The sequence below is a fragment of the Dryocola baronae genome (assembly GCF_051297175.1).
Classification (GTDB): domain Bacteria; phylum Pseudomonadota; class Gammaproteobacteria; order Enterobacterales; family Enterobacteriaceae; genus Dryocola.
The window spans coordinates 3,583,343-3,602,846 of the sequence record NZ_JBINNY010000001.1 but is presented as its reverse complement, the minus strand read 5'-3'; the positions used below and the strand labels follow the sequence as shown (position 1 = coordinate 3,602,846).

The following is a 19,504-nucleotide window of genomic DNA, read 5'->3' as shown; positions in this document are numbered from 1 at the left end:
TTTAACGGCTAAAGTAACTGACTGATTATAAATGAATAATATTTAAATAATAGACAATTTAACTTTTGTGATGTCCATTCGTGGTATTAATTTTAATCAATATATTCGTTTCGCCCCGTCTCAGACATCGTATTAAAAAGTGAAGTGTCATGTCGTATTTTAAAACTACTCTCGCGGTGGCGATCATTGCCGCCAGCGGCATATTGCCGCTTACTGCCCATGCTTCTCACAGTACGGGCAGATCCGCACGAAAAACGCATACCCTCCCTAAAGCGAAAAAAACGGCGCAGGCGCAACCGCGGCTGCTGAGCTACGCCGCCCAGCAGCGGATGCGCAATCGAGCGCTGCTGCTGGCGCAGGCGAAAGACAAACGGCTACGCGCTCTTCCCGTAGTGGAGGGCGATGCGCGCAGCAAGGCCGCGCTGCGGGCGCAGAATCGGGTCTATATAGAACAGCATCCGGAATGGTTCGCCACGCCTTATCGCTCCCACACCCTGCACCTGCAGGACGGCACCAGCCTCGTGGACAATGCGCATTTGCAGAGCGTAACGGATCAGGTGATTAGCCGCCTGCAGCACCAACTGGGCAAGCCGTATGTCTGGGGTGGAACCTCGCCGCAGCAGGGGTTTGACTGTAGCGGCCTGGTCTATTTTGCCTACAACAAACTGCTGTCCGCCAAGCTCCCGCGCACCGCCAACGAGATGTACCACTTTCGCCGGGCGGTTGACGTTGCCGATAACGATTTACAGCGCGGCGACCTGCTGTTCTTCCATATCCACACGCGCAATAAAGCCGACCACGTTGGCGTTTATCTGGGGGACGGGCGTTTTATTGAATCCCCGCGCACCGGCGAGAATATTCGAATTAGCTATCTGGCGGATGATTTCTGGCAGGAGCATTTCCTGGGGAGCAAACGTATTCTGACGGAGAATACGGTGCTCTAGGTTGCTTAGGCTAATATCAGCACTAGCGTAATTAACGTAACGGTCAGGAAAGCGATAAATAACATATCGATGGCGTTAATCGGCGCGTTTGGTTGGTGATTCCCGAGTCGGGGAGTTGACCTGGCAGACGCGTCGTACTTCTTTATAAACTCCTCCATAGAGATATACGACGGTACCTCCATTAGGCTTTTATTCCTCAAGCGCGACTTCTTATCCTTCATAGCTTTATTTCCCTAAGCTAAATAATCCAATGTTTAAAGCGGCAATCCTGCGTTAAATCTTAAATAAAAAATATCAAATAGCGTTAATTTCGAACCCGCGCGGCGTCTGGTTTTACTTATAAAAACGGCACCAGACGCGCGCGGCGAATTGCTCAGAGATTAGCTCAGCGAGCCAAGTATTTTCAGCTCCAGCTCGTCGGGCACTTCGTTATACGACAGGACGTTAAGCCCCGGCGCAAACAGGCGTGCGTAGCGTGCCAGCAGCGGACGCAGCTGCGGGGCAACCAGCAGCACCGGCTCTTTCCCGGCGGCCTTCATCTGCTCGTGCACCTGCGGCATGTTTTCCTGGAACTGGTTGAGCATATTCGGGTCAACCGGCACGCTGTCGAGCATCACTTTGCCCGCCTGCTGCGCCTGATTAACCACGCCCATCAGCAGGTTTTCCAGATCGTTATTGAGCGTGTACACCGCAAGCTCTTTATTACGCACGAAGTTATGCGTAATGCTGCGCCGCAGGGCCAGGCGCACGTCGGCAACCAGCAGAATAATGTCTTTCGAAATTGCGCTGCTGGCGACCAGCACGGTGGCAATCGTCACGATATCGCGCAGCGAAACCCGCTCCGCAAGCAGCCCGCGATAAACCTTCAGCACCTGGCTGTAGTTCAGCGCGGTGTTGAGATCTTCGGCAAGCTTCGGCGATAGCGACGCCAGGCGGTTGTGCAGCTGGGTCACGTCGTCGTAGTTAAACAGGTCGGGAATATAGTTCTGCACCACCTTGTTCAGGTGGGTGGCAATCACGCTCGCGCAGTCGATAACCTGGTAGCCGAGATTCAGCGCCTTCGCTTTCTGAGCCGGCTGGATCCAGGTCACCGGCATACCGTAGGCCGGGTCGTGGCCGAGCACGCCGTCGATCTCACCGTAGGTTTCGCTCGACGGCAGGGCCATCAGCTTGTCCGCCGGAATATCGCCGCCGTCGGCTTTGATGCCGTTGATATAAATGGCGTACTGCGTGGGCTTGAGGCGGAAGTTTTCCCTGATACGTATTTCCGGCAGCAGCATGCCGTTGTTATCGGAAATCACCTGCCGCACGCCGCGAATACGCTGGGTCAGCGGGCTGCCCTTGGCTTTATCCACCAGCGACACCAGCTTGTAGCCCAGGCTCAGGCTTATCGGCTCAATCAGCGGGATAGTCTCCCAGCTCACCTGCTGCTCGGTGTTTTCGGTCAGCGTTTTGGTGAGCGTGGTGAGGTTTTTCTCCTCGGCTTCTGCGGCCTTCGGCTGCTTGCTCTGACGCCAGGCGGCAAAGGCCAGCAGGGCGGTAAACAGCAGGAACGGCATATGCGGCATGCCCGGCACGATGGCCAGCACGAACATCACGCCTGCGGCGGTATAAATCACCGAAGGGGTGGCGAGCAGCTGGGATTTAATCGCGCTGGAAATATCACCGCTGTCGCTGACGCGGGTGACGATAATCGCCGCTGCGGTAGACAGCAGCAGGGAAGGGATCTGCGCAACCAGGCCGTCACCGATGGTCATCAGCACGTACTGCGAGAAGGCCGCGTCGGCGCTCAGGTTGTATTTAAAGATACCGATGCACACGCCGCCAATCAGGTTGATGGCGAGGATCATCATCCCGGCGATGGCGTCGCCGCGCACAAACTTCGAGGCCCCGTCCATCGCGCCGTAGAAGTCGGCCTCGCTGGTCACCTCTTTACGGCGAGCCTGCGCCTGTGACTGGTTGATAAGCCCGGCGTTCAGGTCGGCGTCGATCGCCATCTGCTTGCCGGGCATCGCGTCGAGGGTAAAGCGCGCCGACACTTCGGAAATACGCTCGGCACCCTTGGTGACCACGATAAAGTTGATGATCATCAGGATGATAAACACCACGAAGCCGACGACAAAGTTGCCGCCGATCACCACCTGGCCGAAGGATTCGATCACCTTACCGGCGGCACCGACGCCCTCGTGGCCGAACAGCAGAACCACGCGCGTAGAGGCCACGTTCAGCGTCAGGCGCATCAGCGTGGTGATTAGCAGCACCGTCGGGAACAGGCTGAACTCGAGCGGGCGCTTGGTCGACACGCTGACCAGCAGCACCAGCACCGCCAGCACGATGTTGAAGGTGAACAAAACGTCCAGCAGCATCGGCGGCAGCGGCAGAATAACCATCGCCAGGATGCACAGGAGCACCAGAGGAACGCCGAGATGTCCGGCTCGCAGCGCGGACAGCGTTTGTTTAATTGTTTTCTGCATCCTGTTTAAGCACCTCTTTAGGGATGGAAATATGTCGATTCAAAGCGGGTTTTTCCTGCTGACCGGCGCGCCAGGACTTCAGCTGCAGCACATAGGTCAGCACGTGGGCAATCGCCCGGAAAAGCTGAAAAGGGATTTGCTGGTTAATCTGCGTGGTGTAATAAACCGAGCGGGCAAGCTTCGGAAACTCAACGATTTCGATGCCGTGCTCTTTGGCAACCTCGCGGATATACAGCGCCACTTCATCGGCCCCTTTAGCGACCACGTAAGGCGCGGGGGCGCGCGAGCGGTCATACTGCAGGGCAACGGCGAAGTGGGTCGGGTTGGTGATCACCACGTCGGCTTTCGGCACCACACGGCGAATCTGCCCCATCGCCATCTGGCGCTGCAGGCGGCGTACCTTCGCCTTCAGCTCCGGGCTACCTTCCTGGTTCTTGTATTCCTCTTTGACTTCCTGCTTGGTCATCTTCAATCCCTTAGTAAACATATGTTTAGCGATAGGGATATCGAACAGCGCAAACAGGACGAACAGCATGACGAAGTTCATCATCACGCTGCGGTAAAGCGACAGGCCGCTGGTCACCGCGGCGTTAAAGTGGCGCTCCTGTAAACCCAGGAACAGCCCAAAATTGTTGTGCAGGGTGCACCAAAGCACGATCAGCACGACGATACTTTTCAGGATCATCTTGCCGGTATCCGTCACGTGATCGGATGAAAACAGCTTGCCGAAGCCGGAGATAGGATTCAGCTTGCTGAAGTCCGGTAAGATCCTCTTCGGCACGAACAGCCAGCCGCCGGGCACTAAAGACGCCGCCAGCGCCGCCAGCGGCATGGGCACCAGCGTCAGCGCGAACTTCAGCAAAATAAGCAGGTTATGCTGTAAAAACTGGCCGAGGATGTCGGGATCGTTAATGTTCTGCGCGTATTGGTGAACGGTGATAAACCCCTCGCGGATAAATTCGAGATACCAGGGGAAGCTGTTCACCAGCACGAAAAAGGCCGCCAGCAGGCTTGCGGCGAGCGCCATATCTTTTGAGCGGGGGATCTGCCCGTCTTCGCGCGCCTTGCGGCGTTTCTGCGCCGAGGGCTTTTCCGTTTTTTCCGAGCTTGAGCCTTCAGCCATGGGTCACCCTCAGCGCGTCGAACTGGCTCAGCACAAAGTTAGCCAGGTGCAGATAGTGGTCGGGCAGGTTGTAGAGCAGGCCCGCAAAGCAGACCAGGCCCGCCAGCATATTGATCGGGAAGCCGAGCGAATAAAGGTTTAGCGCCGGGGACACGCGGTTGAGCAGGCCAAAGCCGCCCTGAACGACCAGCATGATAAACGTCGTCGGCAGCGCCAGCAGCACGGCGGAGGTAAACACCCAGCTCAGGGCAAGCGTGACGGTGCCCAGCGTTTGCGTGGTTAACGCATTGCCAATCGGCCAGTAGGTGAAGCTCTTCACCAGAATGCTGACCAGCAGCAGGTGCCCGTCCATCGCAAAGAACAAAATAGCGGCGTAGAAATAGATAAATTCGGCAAGCACGGTGGTGGATGCGCCGCTGGTCGGGTCGTTCATCACCGCCATGCTCATCCCCATATTAAAGGAGAGGATCTGCCCGGCGAGCTGCAATACCAGAAACATAAACTGCAGCATCAGGCCGAACAGCGCGCCCCACAGGATCTGCTCCACGGTCAGGATCACCGTGGTCATCGACATCAGCTCGTGGGGAACCGGGTGCTGCACCAGCGGCGTGATGATAATGGCGAGGGACATCGCCAGAATAATGCGCACGCGGTTGGTCAGCGCCTTGCTGTCGAACACCGGGCAGGCGCGCAGGAACGCCATAATGCGCACAAACGGATACCACAGGCCGAGTACCAGGTCGATAAATTGTGTGATATCAGTTTGTTGCATGTTATATCACCAGCATGGCTGCCTGCGCGAAAAGATGCGTGCACAGGTCGCTTAGCTGCACGATCATCCATTTCCCGCAGATGCCAAGCACCACCAGCGTGACGATCAGGCGCGGCAGGAAGCTCAGCGTTTGCTCGTTAATTTGCGTCACGGCCTGGAAAATACTCACGCACAGCCCGACCAGCAGGCTGGGTACGACCAGCACCGATACCAGAATGATGACGACCTTAATGCCGCTGGCGACGATATCTGCCGCCATATCAACTGTTAACATAATCTGCCCCTTATTAGCCGAGACCGAGGCCGCGTATGCTGGTGGTCAACGTCCCCACGGTCAGCGACCAGCCGTCGATTAACACGAAGACCATCAGCTTGAACGGCAGCGAAACGATAAGCGGGGAGAGCATCATCATGCCCATCGCCATCAGCACGCTTGCCACAATCAGGTCGATAACCAGGAAGGGGATGTAAATCATAAAGCCGATCTGGAAGGCGGTTTTCAGCTCGCTCAGCACGTAGGCCGGAACGATGATCGACAGATCCTGCTGGGCGGCGTCGCCTTTGGCATTGGCGATGGTCATGATTTGCGCCATCGCCTTTTTGTTAGTCTGCGCCAGCATAAAGCGCTTCAGCGGCGTGGACGCCGTGTCTAACGCCTGCGGCAGGGTGATTTGATCCTGCTCGAAAGGCACCACGGCGTGGTCGTAAATATTGAGCCACACCGGGCGCATCACCAGCATGGTTAGCGCAAGCGCGATGCCGATAAGAATGCGGTTTGGCGGCGTTTGCTGCAGGCCGAGCGCCTGGCGCAGCAGCGAAAGCACGATAATGAAGCGCGTAAAACAGGTCATCATCAGCAGCATGGTGGGCAGCAGGCCCACCAGGGTCATCAGAATCAGAACCTGAATCTTAACGCTGTATTCCTGAGTGCCGCCGTGTTGCACAACGCTCAATAACGAAATGTCTCCTCCCTGAGCAAAAGCCGCCGGGGAGAGGACCAGCAGGGAACCTCCCGCCAGGGCTAGTAAGAAGGTAGAGAGTTTCATTGCGTCAGTTCGTTAATATCACGGGCGTTAAATTCGATGACCCGCAGGCCATACTTTTCGTTCACCACCACCACCTCGGCCTTGCCGAGCAGGATGTTGTTGACCTTGATATCCAGCGGTTCACCGGCCAGCTTGTTCATTTCGATAACGGTATCGTCATCGATGTTCAGCAGGTCGGCGAGCATCACCTCCACGGAGGAGACTTCAAGCGTCAGGGTGACGGGGATACGCTTAAGCAGCGACATGGAGTCGGCCAGCGGGTTGTTTTTCGTCGAACTAGCCGCGGCGGCGGGAGCCTTCTTCTGCTCTTTGCCTTCGTCGTTGTTTGCTAATTCAAAACCTTGTTCGAGTAAATCTTCTTGATTATTCATAGGACTTCTCAGGGATATTTTCCAAAATTTCAGAGATAAAAAGCCTGTCGTGATCTTCGACAATCAGCGCGTTAAACAGCTCCGACTGGCCGATGAACACGGGGAACTTGTCTGGCAACGAAATAGGCAAAATATCGCCAGGTTTAATAGCCGTGAGATCGGCCACATTCATCCCCATTTCCGCAATCTTGACGTTCAAACTCAGCGGCAGGGTATTAATGATCTGCTTAACGACGCTTTTTTGCTGTTCCAAACGGTTGGCCTGCGGCTCGTTCTGTTTGGTTTTTTCTTTTTTGCGTAGCGCGTTAAGAATGAAATCGGTATGCGCGTTATCCAGCAGGATATAAAAGTTACTGTTGCCTTCATCATTCAGGCTAAACGTAATCTGATAGGCCCACTGGCTTAGCACGTTGCTGCTGTCGGACTTTATTTTTAGCGGCAGGCCAAGCGTTTCTTCATTAAACAACATGCCGCAAATATCTAAAGCCAGACGGTTACGTAAACGAATTTCCGTTTTAGTCAGCAAAACGTCTTTTTTACCGTTTTCTTCAATATTCTCTTCTAAGCCGTAAAAATTATTCAAAATGGTTAACAACAGCGGGCGATCGATATCGAAGGCAAGGCTGCCCACCGACGACATTAACAGGTCGGTGTTTTTCTTGTGGACGTCCATCTCACAGGAAATCTTCTTTAAGTTTACGCTCGAACGATGCTTTCTCAGGAAATAGTTTCCAACCCGCGATTCGATGATTTCAAACTTACTGATGAACATATTCGGAAGTCGGTGGTAAGGACGCCCAAGCCTGTTACCTTCAAGCTTGAATACTCCACGGAGTTGGCTGTATTTCAGCATATTACCGTTCTCTGTTCTAAACCGGATAAAGGAGGTTTTTTTTTGCGATGCACTTCTCATCAGGTTAAAAAAAACCGCGTAGCATTTAATTTTTTGCTTAACTTTGTCGCTTCTTAATTTACGTGGGAAAGCGTGTTGCGCGTCACATAAATCAGTGGGGCCATTTAACCGGAATCGTCAGATGATGGCAATGGTACAAACGCCGTAAGTTATTATTAATACATTATTTATATTTCCTCATGAAACCTCATGCCCCTTGATACAAGAGGCTCTCCTCGCTTATACTTAGTCAACTAACTGTTTTTAAAGGATAATATTTTTTTAATCCATTTATAAATAGGCTCTTTTTCTCGCAATGGTAATATGACGACATGTTTTGAGAATCATCTTAACTCATTTGAATTTTTGTATTGATATCCGGTTCTCTTCAATTATCAATCTCTGCCCGTAAATGTGAGAAAAACATGTCGACTCTGATTGCCGAAGCGTCCGCCAGCATGAAAGTGCTTTCATTAGCTAAACGCGTTGCTGGTTTTAATATTCCCGTCCTGATTCAGGGTGAAACGGGAGCAGGTAAAGAATGCATTGCTAAGTTCATCCACTCTGCTGCTTTTAATGAGGAGAGCGATGCGCCATTTATTGGCATTAACTGTGCGGCCATTCCTGAAACGATGCTTGAGTCAACGTTGTTCGGCTATGAAAAAGGCGCATTTACCGGTGCAACCAATGCCGTGCCAGGGAAACTGGAAATGGCAAATAACGGTACGCTGTTATTAGATGAAATTGGTGATATGACGCTGGCGCTTCAGGCAAAGCTTTTACGCGTGCTTCAGGAACACCAGGTTGAAAGACTCGGCAGCAATCGGGCGATTAAACTTAATTTCCGTCTGATCGCCTGCACCAATAAAAATCTTGAAAGCGAAGTCGCCGCCGGGCGGTTCCGCGAAGATCTTTTTTACCGTATTTCCGTCGTGCCGATTACCATGCCGCCGCTGCGCGAGCGCGTGGGGGATATTCTGCCGCTGGCCGAGTCCTTTATTCAGAAATACGCAAAAATGATTGGTAAAAATATTTCCCTGTCGGAAAGAGCCAAGAACGCGCTGCTTGCCTACCACTGGCCGGGCAACGTTCGCCAGTTAGAAAACACTATTCAGCGCGGCATGATCCTCAATCAGGAAGGGGTTATTCACGCCTCGGTGTTGGGCATTCCAATGATGGAAAAAAGCGCGCCCTACATTGAGTCTTATAAACCCATGCCTGCGTCGCCGCTTATTTGTGATGACCTTGCTGAAAACCTCAAGCAGCACGGCCGCCACGCGCAGTACCAGTATATCGCCGAGCTGATGCGCAAATATCAGGGTAATAAAACCAAGATTGCCGACTTACTCGGCATTACGCCGCGCGCGCTGCGCTATCGCCTGGCCTCAATGCGCAAACAGGGCATCGAAGTTTGCCCATAGCCTGAGTTCCCCCCAGCCATCTTTTATCGATAAAGAGCATGACATGAATACGATAACTAACCTCACCGGCAGCACCGCGCAGCTCAGCATGATGCAGGAAATGAACCGGATGAAAAGCATTGCCGACGGCCCCGTGCTTCCCGCACAGGCCTTCGCGCCGTCCGCGTCGAGCTTCACGCCCGCGTCCGATGTTTCATTCCACCAGGTCATGGGCAACGCGCTGAACCATATCGATGAGTTTCAGCGCGTTGCCGACGCGAAGCAAAACGACGTGGATACCGGCAAAAGCGACGATCTGGTAGGCGCGATGCTCGCAGGCCAGCAGGCGTCGCTGTCTTTCTCCGCCCTTGTTCAGGTGCGAAACAAAGTGGCTTCGGGCGTTAACGACCTGATGAATATGTCGATCTAATATGAAGACTATTAACCTCTCCGAACGTTTATCCGGCCCGCTTGCATCGCTGTCGCCGATGTTTGCCGGTAATAAAAAATGGGCGATTCTGGCCGGTGCCGCCGTGCTGGCAACCGCCGCAATTGTCGGCACCCTGTGGCACAGCAACAGCGGCTATACCGCGCTGTACGGCGCGCAGGAACATCTGCCGGTTTCACAGATTATTACCGTGCTCGACGGCGAAAAGGCCGACTACCGCATCGATCCCGCCTCCGGCCAAATCCTCGTCAAAGAGGACGATCTGTCCAAAATCCGCATGACGCTGGCGGGCAAAGGCGTGCAGGCGTTAAGCCCGGAAGGCTACGAGCTGATGGACAAAGACGAAGTGCTCGGCAGCAGCCAGTTCGTGCAGGGCATTCGCTACAAGCGCAGTCTGGAAGGGGAGATGGCGAAAAGCATCATGTCCCTCGACGCCGTTGAGGACGCCCGCGTTCACCTGGCGCTCAACGAAGAAAGCTCGTTTGTGATTAGCGACACGCCGCAGAACAGCGCGTCGGTAATGCTGCGCCTGCACTACGGCAGCACCCTGAAAGCCGAACAGGTGGACGCGATTATTCACCTGGTCAGCGGCAGCGTGCCGGGGCTGAAGCCCTCGCAGATTAGCGTTGTCGACCAGAGCGGCAACCTGCTGTCGGCAGGCGTTGGCGAAGAGGCGCGCGTTTCCGCCACCACGCAAAAGAACAACGAACTGCTGAAAAATATTCAGGATAAAACCAGCGCCAGCATTGCCAACGTCCTGACTTCGCTGGTGGGCCGCGACAACTTCCGCATCAGCGTGATGCCGGAGCTGGATCTCAGCACCATCGACGAAACCCAGGAACACCTGGGCGACGCGCCGAAGGTCAACCGCGAGCAGACCTCGGTCGACAAAAATACCGACCAGCTTGCCATCGGCATTCCCGGCTCGCTGAGCAACCGTCCGCCTGCCGCCGCCGATCCTAATCAGCCTCCGGCAACGGGCGAGCAGACCGGCAGCACGTCAAATCCCGCAGCCCTTTCCGAACATAGCGAAAGCAAGCGCGAATATTCCTACGACCGCGACGTGCAGCATATCCAGCATCCGGGCTTTGAGCTGAAGCACCTGAACGTGGCCGTGGTGCTTAACCAGAACGCCGCGTCGGTCAAGGGCTGGAAGGCCGATCAGATCGCGCAGATCACCACCATGCTCAACAACGCGGCGGGCATCGACACCGATCGCGGCGACAAGCTTTCCGTTTCGATGCTCAGCTTCATGCCGATTGAAAAACCGGTCATCGTGCCGATCAAATGGTGGCAGAACGACAGCATTCTGGCCTGGGCACGCATGGGCGGCATCGGCCTGCTTGCGCTGCTGGTTCTGCTGCTGGTGGTTCGCCCGCTGATGAAGCACATCAGCAATCTGCCGAAACGCGCTCCGGCGCCGGTTTTAACCCATGCGGATGACGACCATCCGGTGTTGCAGGTTTCGGCCAGCGGCGGCGAAGAGGACGAGCGTAAAGCCGTCGAAATCCCTTCCTTCCCGGGCGACGAAGCGCTGCCAGCACAGAGTTCGGGCCTTGAAACCAAGCTTGAGTTCTTACAAAAACTGGCGATCAGCGACACCGATCGCGTAGCCGAAGTCATCAGACAGTGGATAACCAGCAATGAGCGAATTGACAACAAATAAAACCACCGGCAGCTATCTGGAGCAGGCCGCGATTCTGCTGCTGTGCCTGGGTGAAGAAGCCGCCGCGACCGTGATGCAGAAACTCAGCCGCGAAGAGGTGGTGCGCCTGAGCGAAAACATGGCGCGCCTGTCCGGGGTGAAAACCAGCCAGGCCCGCAAGGTGATCAACAATTTCTTTGACGAATTCCGCGAGCAGAGCGGCATCAACGGCGCGTCGCGCTCGATGCTACAGGGGATTCTGAATAAGGCGCTCGGCGGCGAAATCGCCAGCAGCGTGATCAACGGCATCTATGGCGATGAAATTCGCTCGCGCATGGCGCGCCTGCAGTGGGTGGAAGCCCGCCAGCTGGCGACGCTTATCTCCGAAGAGCACCTTCAGCTGCAGGCGGTATTCCTCGCGTTTCTGACGCCGGAAATTGCCGCCATCGTGCTGTCGTACCTCAACGAGTCGGCGCAGAACGAAATTCTTTACCGCATCGCGAAGCTCAGCGACGTTAACCGCGACGTGGTTGACGAGCTTGATCGCCTGATCGAACGCGGCCTCTCGGTGCTGTCCGAACACGGTTCGAAGGTCAAAGGCATCAAGCAGGCGGCGGACATCGTCAACCGCATTCAGGGCAACCAGCAGCAGATCCTTGAACAGATGCGCGAGCTGGACGAAGGCGTGCTCGAGCAACTGCAGGACGAAATGTACGACTTCTTTATCCTCGGCCGCCAGAACGAAGAGGTGCGCCGTCGCCTGCTCGACGAAGTGCCGATGGAAGACTGGGCCGTGGCGCTCAAGGGCACCGAAGTGCAGCTTCGCCGCTCAATCCTGGCCGTGATGCCAAAACGCCAGGCGCAGCAGCTCGAAACCATTACCTCGCGCCTTGGGCCGATCCCTATCAGCCGTATCGAACAGATCCGCCGCGAAATTATGTCTATCGCGCGCGATCTTGAAGAAGCGGGCGACATTCAGCTGCAGCTCTTTGCCGAGCAGACGGCGTAACCGGGGGAATCGTTATGGATACTTTACGCGGACGCTATCGGGTGCATCGCTTTCCCCCTCGCCATGCCTTAAAGCCGAGCGAACTGCTGACGCCGGGCATCTCGGCGGCGGACTTCCAGCGCCAGCTGATGGACGGTTTCCAGGAAGGCGTGCAGAAAGGCTTTGAGCAGGGCATGAAAGAAGGCCACGACGAAGGCTTCCAGGAAGGGCTGCAGAAGGGCCAGGACGAAGGCTATCGCGCGGGCTATGCCGAAGGCAGCCTCGCGGGCCAGAAAGAAGGCCTTGCGCAGTTTACCCATGCCGCCCAGCCGCTGGAGGCGATTGCCGTGCAGGTTAACGATTACCTGGCGCACATCCAGCGCAAGCAGCAGGAAGACCTCTTGCAGCTGGTGGAAAAGGTGACGCGGCAGGTAATTCGCTGCGAGCTGGCGCTCCAGCCGACCCAGCTGCTGGCGCTGGTGGAAGAGGCGATTGCCGCCATTCCCGCGACGCCGGAATCTATGCACGTTTACCTCAGCACCGAAGAGTTCAACCGCATTCAAAACGTTGCTCCGGCGAAGGTCAAAGAGTGGGGGCTTGCGCCGTCCGCCGACCTGCCGCCCGGCGAATGCCGAATCGTTACCGACACCTCGGAGCTTGACGTCGGCTGCGAGCACCGCCTCGAGCAGTGCATGACGGTGCTGAAAGAAACCCTGTCGCCGGAAGAAAAAGATGAGCAGTAACACGCTCCTCGATGCCGCCCTGCGATCCATTGAATCTATCCCCGTCGCCCGCGTTGCCGGGCGGCTGGTGCGCGTGAACGGCATTTTGCTGGAAAGCGTTGGCTGCCCGCTGGTTACCGGGCAGCTTTGTCGTATCGAAAGCGCGGGACGCGAGCTTATCGACGCCCAGGCCGTGGGGTTTAACCGCGACATCACCTACCTGATGCCGTTCAAGCAGCCTACCGGGCTGATGGCCGGCGCGCGCGTTTTCCCGGAAGACAAGGCGCAGGAAGTGATGATTGGCCAGTGCTGGCTGGGCCGCGTGGTAAGCGGCCTCGGCGAGCCTATCGACGGTAAGGGCAAGCTTGGCGGCACGCACGTACTGCCGCCGCACGCGCCGTCGATTAACCCGCTTACTCGCCAGCCGGTGGCGGAACCGCTGGACGTGGGCGTAAAAGCCATCAACAGCCTGCTGACCATCGGCAAGGGCCAGCGCGTGGGGCTGATGGCGGGCAGCGGCGTGGGTAAAAGCGTGCTGCTGGGGATGATCACCCGTCAGACCCGGGCGCAGATCGTTGTCGTCGGGCTGATCGGCGAGCGCGGGCGCGAGGTAAAAGAGTTTATCGACCACTCGCTGGGCGCGGAAGGGCTGGCAAAATCCATCGTCGTTGCCGCTCCGGCGGACGAATCCCCGCTGATGCGCCTGAAGGCCACCGAGCTTTGCCACTCGATCGCCGCCTATTTCCGCGACCAGGGTTTCGACGTCCTGTTGCTGGTGGATTCGCTGACGCGCTACGCGATGGCGCAGCGTGAAATCGCCCTTTCGCTCGGCGAGCCGCCCGCCACCAAAGGCTATCCGCCCTCGGCGTTTGGCATTATTCCGCGCCTGGTTGAAAGCGCGGGCAACAGCGAAAGCCAGGGCTCGATGACGGCGATTTATACCGTGCTGGCGGAAGGCGACGATCAGCAGGACCCGATCGTTGACTGCGCCCGCGCCGTGCTGGACGGCCACATCGTGCTGACCCGCAAGCTGGCGGAGGCCGGGCACTACCCGGCCATCGATATCGGCCAGTCCATCAGCCGCTGCATGACGCAGATCGTCCCGCGCGAGCATCAGCAGTCGGCGCGCCTTCTCAAACAAAATTACGCCGTCTACATGGACATCAAGCCTTTGATTCCGCTGGGCGGCTACGTGGCCGGGGCCGATCCGGCGGTGGATAAAGCCGTCAAAATCTTCCCGGCCATCGAGCGCTTTCTGCGCCAGGACACCCACGAAGCCGCGCCGCTTGAGCGCGTGCAGTCCCAGCTCGGCGCGCTCTTCCCGGTGGCAAAAACAACGGACGCTAAAAAATGAGTCAGACGATCAATACGCTCGCCCAGCTGCAGCGCCTGCGCGACAAATCGGTAAAAGATTCCACGGTGAAGCTGGCGCAGCAGAAGCAGCTCGGCGTTCGCTATGAAAACAACATCAAGGCGCTGGGCTATCTGATTCAAAAAACCGGTGCCGGTGGCCTGGTCAATCCCTCGGTCGAGGTGCTGAAAAACGTCGCGGGCTACAAGGGCAGCCTGCAGCGCGTTATCGAATGGCAGGAGCAGGAAAAGACGCTGGCGAAAATCAAAGAAAACCGCCTGCAAAAGAACCTCGTGAAGGCCGCCTGTGAAGAAAAAATTGTTGCCATGACGCTTGAAGACCAGCGCGAAGCCGAGGCGCGGGAGCAGGACGTGCGCGATCAGAAAACGCTGGACGAAATTGCCACCCAGTGCTGGCTGCGCCAGCGGCTGAACCGGGGCTAGCGGCATGAAAACGGTCATCACCTTCGGCACCTTTGACGTCTTCCACGTCGGGCACCTGAGCATCCTGAACCGTGCGCGGGCGCTGGGCGAGCGGCTGGTGGTCGGCGTTTCTTCAGACGCCCTCAACTTTAGCAAGAAAGGGCGCAATCCGATTTACCCGCAGCAGGCGCGGCTCGACATCGTCGCCGGGTTGAAATGCGTCGACGCGGTGTTTCTTGAAGAAAGCCTCGAGAAAAAGCGCGAGTACATCCGCGGCTTTGACGCCGACGTGCTGGTGATGGGCGACGACTGGTGCGGGCGCTTTGACGCCCTGGCCGATATTTGCACCGTCACCTATTTGGCGCGCACGCCCTCGATATCCACCACCTCGATCATTGAAGTCGTCAGGTCTATTTAAACCTCATTAACGAGTAAACATTCATGGCTATTCCCTACACCATCAAAGTGCCGACGATTCACGGCGACATGTTAATCAACCGCTACGACATCAACCAAACCACGGCGCTGGTGAAGACCGGTGCCGCGCTCGACCATCAGCAAATTGACGTGGCGCAAAAGATTTGCCGCCTGGCGGAAAACGGCAGCGTGATGCTGGATATCGGCGCGAACTTCGGCTCCTACGCGCTAAGCTGCGCCAGAACGCTGGCGGCGAAGGGCGGGCAGGCTCACGCCTTCGAAGGCCAGAGGATCCTCGCGTATATGATCTGCGGATCGACCGTGCTCAACAGCCTGGAAAACCTGTTTGTTCACCACGCCTGCGTGGGCAACTCCCACGACGATATTCCGATCCCGAGCTTTGATTACAACAAAGTGATGAACTTTGGCAGCATCGAATTTGGCGAAACCCAAAAAGAAAAGCTGCATCAGGAGCGGGGCGCCTCAAAAGAAGTGGTGCGCCAGGTGAGAATAGATGACTTCAGCTTTGAAAAAGTCTGCTTTATCAAAATAGACGTTGAAGGCATGGAGCTGAGCGTGCTGGACGGCGCAAGAGAAACCATCCAGCAAAGCCTGCCGGTTATTCAAATCGAAACGCTCAAGTCGGACGTTAACAGCATCCTTAATAAAGTCACGTCGCTTTCCGCCAGCTATAACATCTGCCAGTACGGGCCGTGCGATATTTTATGCATGACCGACGCCGTTATGGCGAAGCTCGGGCTGAAGAAAGAAGACATGACGATTTTAACCCCGCCGGGCCGCTAAAAGCGCCTGCTTTAACCGTGAATATTCATCTTAAAATTACTTCCTGAAGATTATCGTTAATGAAAATTAAATTATATTTTTCGCAAACTTTATTCACCTTAGAGCAGCAGCTGCTGAATTTCTTTGCCACGCGCGGGCAGAACGAGCACGCAATATTTATTTGCCCTTATGCAAAACGGCTGGACGTTGCGTTTCTGGAACAGCATCAGGCGATTGTCCTACCCTATATCGCAACCCTCGAGTGCCACGAAAAAATCCTCGCCGGGCTGCTGAATATCATCGGCAGGCATTCCCTTTCAGGGTTGGAAATTCATTTCCCAACAAACGCTTACGGCGTGTCGATGCTGGCGCTGGAGGCCATCAGGCACCTTTCGCCGCTGAAAGAAAAGCTCAGTCTCCACGTCTGGGACAGCGACATCGAAGACCTTGTTAACCGCGAGCTTCTGCTCGAGGCCAATAAAAATACCCTTGCCGGTTTACGCGACGAGCTGCATCGCCTGATGAAGGACGTTAGTATTCGTTTCCTGCTGCGCCCCGACCATAAAATACTTTTCTATGTTTTTCACGAGCTGTTCGCAACGACCTACCATCTTGTGCGCGCGGATTTCATTGCGGGCATAAATAATAAAAGCTGCCGACAGGCGCTGCTTGCCAATACGCTGGAAATAGATTTCGAATGCGTGAAGAAATGCGAGCGTAAAGTCCAGCTGATGCTGATTAAGGCATTAGGCGGCAGCCACGATCTTTTCAAGAAAATAGAAAAATACACTTCATCGGACACCATTCTGATGAACTATTCCTGCATCAACACCCCGGAAAACCAGCTGCGCTTTGCGGGCTTAAAAAACCATGCGCCGCGCTATTTCGACCGCTTTTGCGACCGGCTGGTTACGCTCGACGAAATGAGCGGCTACGGCAATATCGTTGTCCAGACGGCGAACGTCGAAGGCTGTACCGATGAGTCCGCTGACGCGAAGGCGCGCCACCCGTCAATCGCCGTCGAGCAGGAATGTTCGCTCTTCGTGCTGCACGCTCTGGCCGCGCTGCCGGAAAAAATCGGCGGCTTCCCGGACATTTATATGCTGGCCTTCCCGGCGCATCGCCTGGTCAACATCATGCTGCATGAAAATATGCGCTATGCCACCACGCGGAAGTTTCACCGCCTGCTGACGCGCGCGGGATTCGCCGACCGCTTTATCTTCGGCAATGAAACGGATGCCCTGCTGAGCAAATCTGACGAAAGCGACGTGCTGATCACCATGAGTTCGTCCCTCGGCGACTGCATGTTTGCGCTTGCCGCCATCAAGGGCCTGCGCAGGGCGATTAGCAATAAAATTATCTTCCTCACCCATCAGCGCTATGCCGGGCTGGCGCGACACAATCCCTATATCGATGAGGTGCTGACGCTGGAAGATAGAAAGGATCACGCGCTGACGATCTATCGTCAGACCGAAATATCAAAAGCGGTTTATTTCTGCGATTTCGAGCATATCGTTGCGCCCGAACACCAGATTGCGGCGTGCGTGAAAACGGTTGGCCTGACGCCGGTGCCGGAAGACCTGGATATGGACGTCACCATCGCGGCGGAGGAACGCGCCCGCGTCGACGCGTTTATCGCCGAGCACGGGCTGGCCGGTGAAAACGTCGTGCTGCTGCACGCCAATATCGGTGACCCCAACCGCACCTGGTCGTCAGAGAACTGGAACAGCCTGGCGGAGGACTTTATCCGCACGGGCTGGCGGGTGGTGGCGATTGGCAACACCAACAACAAATATGCCGAAACGCAGGTTCACGCCTTTGCTAATCCCGCCGTGGTTGACGCCGTGGATCGGTTCTCGATTATTGAATCCATCTACCTGATGAGAAAGTGCCAGCTGCTGGTGGCGACGGACTCCGGCCCCGTGGCGCTTGCGGGCGCGTCCGACATCGCCATCGTTTCGCTTTACACCATCGTGCCGGGGAACAGGCGCATTGCCTTCCGCCACGGCAAGCTGGGCTGGAACGCGCTGTGCGTAAACCTTAAGTGCCGCTACGGGCACTGTATGCAGCTTTCCACCGACACCCAGTTCTGCAAGAAGGTGCTTAATTCGACGATTCAGGTAAAGCGGTTGAATAAATGGTGCCCGCTCGGCGATATCCAGGGCGAGCAGGCGCGCTATTCCTGTATCAATAATTATTCCGCGCAAAGCCTGTTTAAAGAAATCAGCCGGTTTATCTCATCAGACAACTATATAAGGCAGGGAAATGAAGATTAAAAAAGTTAACGCCAATTCGACCTGTAAGATTTGTCACGCGCAGGCGCCGCTGTACGGCGTGATTGACTTCAATGATATTCACGGTCGACATAACCTGAATATGCCGCTCAGCGGTTATGCGATTTACTATCATCGCTGCCCGGCGTGCGGGCTAATTTACACCAACGCGTTTGACGACTGGACGGAAGAGGATTTTGCGACCCACGTCTATAACGACGACTATATTCACATCGACCCTGACTTCCCGCAAAAAAGGCCGCAGCAGAACGCCGACTTTCTGATTGAGAACTTTGCCGATCTGGCGTCGTGGAAAATGCTCGATTTCGGCTGCGGCAGCAACAGGTTAGTTAACCTGCTAAAAGAGAGAGGCATTACCGCCACCGGCTGGGACCCTTTCTACCCGAGCGGCGACATGCCGACGGAAAAATTCGACTTCATCGTGAATTTTGAAGTGATGGAGCACACGCCCGATCCGCTAAAAACGGTGTCTTTAATCAACGACCTGCTGGACGAGCGGGACGGGAAATGCTTTTTCACCACGCTGAATAATAACGGCCGTGAAAAGCAGGGCATGCACGACTGGTATATTCTTCCGCGCGGCGGGCACGTCACCTATTATTCCAGGAAGGCGCTGGATATTCTCTTCAACAGGTTCAATATGCGCGTTTACCATATGTCTGAAGGCCTTCACCTGGCGTTTAGGCTGCCGTGAATCACGGTCGCCTCTGGTTAAAACTATTATCTCAACGTATTCAAAAGGTAAACTTAAATGCCAGCAAGTATTGAACAGAAGGTCGCGTTTATTCAGACGCTAAAAAAGCTCAGCCTGGATTTAGCCCGATTTAAAAACGATAGCTGCATTGATGCCATCAAAGCGTTATTTATTCATAACATGGCGCAGTTAAATGAAACGGCGGCGCTTAAAGGCCTTATCAATCAGCTGATTGTGTTATCGGAAAAGACGATTACGCCGCAGGAGGCTGACGACTTTATCGGCCTGCTTTCCACCTACTGGCTGGAATGCCTGCTGGCCGTGGGTTTTTACGTGGTGTTCTTCGGCGAGCATGACGGTTACGCCCAGCTTACCGCAACGCTTGGGGAAGACGTGGCCGGCTCGCAGCATGTCTACGTCGACAAGCAGACCAACCTGGTCGAGCTGACCGCCACGCTCCCGGACAATCGCTATATTGTTGCGGTCTATGACGACGGCGGCAGCGAGTTTCTGAAGGTGAAAGCGAGCTTCACGCTGCACGAAACGATCTACCTTTCCGAGCTGTACAGGGTGGGGCGGCGTAGGGCGGTAAAAGATGACATCGCTTCCCTGATTAACAAGCACGCACTGCTGAAGAAAAACCACCAGGTGCTGCTGCCCGTCCACGAACTGCTTCTCGCAACAGAGAAGTGCTTCGGCCTTTAGCCGCTTCGACTCC

The 19,504-nt window shown here is 55.5% G+C and carries 19 protein-coding genes and 1 pseudogene; 13 read left to right on the top strand and 7 right to left on the bottom strand.

Annotated elements, in window-relative coordinates:
• Window positions 1–284: 284 nt before the first annotated feature.
• Window positions 285–944 (top strand): annotated as a pseudogene (locus ACSPHG_RS17225) (C40 family peptidase); the annotation flags it as partial.
• A 380-nt stretch (window positions 945–1,324) separates the two neighbouring features.
• On the opposite strand, the gene flhA reads toward ACSPHG_RS17225, so the two are convergent.
• From flhA to ACSPHG_RS17190, 7 genes are read right to left on the bottom strand one after another with little or no spacing between them, the layout of a single operon-like run.
• Complete coding sequence (gene flhA / locus ACSPHG_RS17220; protein ID WP_435954710.1) at window positions 1,325–3,418, bottom strand: flagellar biosynthesis protein FlhA; 2,094 nt, start codon at window positions 3,416–3,418, stop codon at window positions 1,325–1,327.
• Window positions 3,402–4,541 (bottom strand): flagellar biosynthesis protein FlhB, encoded by a 1,140-nt coding sequence (gene flhB / locus ACSPHG_RS17215; RefSeq protein WP_435954709.1) that lies wholly within the window; start codon window positions 4,539–4,541, stop codon window positions 3,402–3,404. Before flhB ends, flhA begins: the two co-directional genes overlap by 17 nt.
• The gene (fliR, locus tag ACSPHG_RS17210) at window positions 4,534–5,313 is read right to left on the bottom strand and encodes a flagellar biosynthetic protein FliR (RefSeq protein WP_435954708.1); all 780 of its coding nucleotides are present in this window, start codon (window positions 5,311–5,313) and stop codon (window positions 4,534–4,536) included. The genes flhB and fliR overlap by 8 nt, the downstream gene beginning before the upstream one ends.
• A 1-nt stretch (window position 5,314) precedes the next feature.
• Complete coding sequence (locus tag ACSPHG_RS17205) at window positions 5,315–5,587, bottom strand: flagellar biosynthetic protein FliQ (protein ID WP_435954707.1); 273 nt, start codon at window positions 5,585–5,587, stop codon at window positions 5,315–5,317.
• A 13-nt stretch (window positions 5,588–5,600) separates the two neighbouring features.
• Entirely contained in the window at window positions 5,601–6,359 is a 759-nt protein-coding gene (gene fliP, locus ACSPHG_RS17200; RefSeq protein ID WP_435954706.1) for a flagellar type III secretion system pore protein FliP, read from the bottom strand.
• Window positions 6,356–6,730: a FliM/FliN family flagellar motor switch protein gene (locus ACSPHG_RS17195; RefSeq protein ID WP_435954705.1), complete on the bottom strand. Its 375-nt coding sequence runs from the start codon at window positions 6,728–6,730 to the stop codon at window positions 6,356–6,358. The genes fliP and ACSPHG_RS17195 overlap by 4 nt, the downstream gene beginning before the upstream one ends.
• Complete coding sequence (locus tag ACSPHG_RS17190) at window positions 6,723–7,583, bottom strand: FliM/FliN family flagellar motor switch protein (RefSeq protein ID WP_435954704.1); 861 nt, start codon at window positions 7,581–7,583, stop codon at window positions 6,723–6,725. Before ACSPHG_RS17190 ends, ACSPHG_RS17195 begins: the two co-directional genes overlap by 8 nt.
• A gap of 464 nt (window positions 7,584–8,047) precedes the next feature.
• Here ACSPHG_RS17190 and ACSPHG_RS17185 point away from each other — a divergent pair, with 464 nt between their 5' ends.
• Genes ACSPHG_RS17185 through ACSPHG_RS17130 form a run of 12 tightly spaced genes read left to right on the top strand, consistent with a single transcriptional unit; the run spans window position 8,048 to window position 19,491 of the window.
• Window positions 8,048–9,043 carry a sigma-54 interaction domain-containing protein gene (locus ACSPHG_RS17185; RefSeq protein WP_435954703.1) on the top strand — a complete coding sequence of 332 codons (996 nt, stop codon included), beginning with the start codon at window positions 8,048–8,050 and terminating at the stop codon, window positions 9,041–9,043.
• A 43-nt stretch (window positions 9,044–9,086) separates the two neighbouring features.
• The gene (gene fliE / locus ACSPHG_RS17180; protein WP_435954702.1) at window positions 9,087–9,452 is read left to right on the top strand and encodes a flagellar hook-basal body complex protein FliE; all 366 of its coding nucleotides are present in this window, start codon (window positions 9,087–9,089) and stop codon (window positions 9,450–9,452) included.
• Between the two features lie 58 nt (window positions 9,453–9,510).
• Window positions 9,511–11,136 (top strand): flagellar basal-body MS-ring/collar protein FliF, encoded by a 1,626-nt coding sequence (gene fliF, locus ACSPHG_RS17175; protein ID WP_435956049.1) that lies wholly within the window; start codon window positions 9,511–9,513, stop codon window positions 11,134–11,136.
• Entirely contained in the window at window positions 11,114–12,124 is a 1,011-nt protein-coding gene (locus ACSPHG_RS17170) for a flagellar motor switch protein FliG (protein WP_435954701.1), read from the top strand. Before fliF ends, ACSPHG_RS17170 begins: the two co-directional genes overlap by 23 nt.
• 8 nt (window positions 12,125–12,132) lie before the next feature.
• Window positions 12,133–12,846 (top strand): flagellar assembly protein FliH, encoded by a 714-nt coding sequence (fliH, locus tag ACSPHG_RS17165; protein WP_435956048.1) that lies wholly within the window; start codon window positions 12,133–12,135, stop codon window positions 12,844–12,846.
• Window positions 12,836–14,179, top strand: a complete 1,344-nt coding sequence (gene fliI, locus ACSPHG_RS17160) for a flagellar protein export ATPase FliI (RefSeq protein ID WP_435954700.1) — start codon at window positions 12,836–12,838, stop codon at window positions 14,177–14,179. The genes fliH and fliI overlap by 11 nt, the downstream gene beginning before the upstream one ends.
• Complete coding sequence (gene fliJ, locus ACSPHG_RS17155; RefSeq protein WP_435954699.1) at window positions 14,176–14,619, top strand: flagellar export protein FliJ; 444 nt, start codon at window positions 14,176–14,178, stop codon at window positions 14,617–14,619. Before fliI ends, fliJ begins: the two co-directional genes overlap by 4 nt.
• Window positions 14,620–14,623: 4 nt before the next feature.
• A complete protein-coding gene (locus ACSPHG_RS17150; RefSeq protein WP_435954698.1) occupies window positions 14,624–15,016 on the top strand; it encodes an FAD synthase family protein in 393 nt (130 codons plus the stop codon).
• 23 nt (window positions 15,017–15,039) lie between these two features.
• Window positions 15,040–15,819: an FkbM family methyltransferase gene (locus ACSPHG_RS17145; RefSeq protein WP_435954697.1), complete on the top strand. Its 780-nt coding sequence runs from the start codon at window positions 15,040–15,042 to the stop codon at window positions 15,817–15,819.
• A gap of 59 nt (window positions 15,820–15,878) precedes the next feature.
• On the top strand, window positions 15,879–18,074 hold the full coding sequence (locus tag ACSPHG_RS17140; RefSeq protein ID WP_435954696.1) for a glycosyltransferase family 9 protein: 2,196 nt from the start codon (window positions 15,879–15,881) through the stop codon (window positions 18,072–18,074).
• A complete protein-coding gene (locus ACSPHG_RS17135; RefSeq protein ID WP_435954695.1) occupies window positions 18,064–18,786 on the top strand; it encodes a class I SAM-dependent methyltransferase in 723 nt (240 codons plus the stop codon). The genes ACSPHG_RS17140 and ACSPHG_RS17135 overlap by 11 nt, the downstream gene beginning before the upstream one ends.
• Window positions 18,787–18,843: 57 nt before the next feature.
• Window positions 18,844–19,491, top strand: coding sequence for a hypothetical protein (locus ACSPHG_RS17130; RefSeq protein ID WP_435954694.1), 648 nt, complete (start codon window positions 18,844–18,846; stop codon window positions 19,489–19,491).
• Window positions 19,492–19,504: the final 13 nt, after the last annotated feature.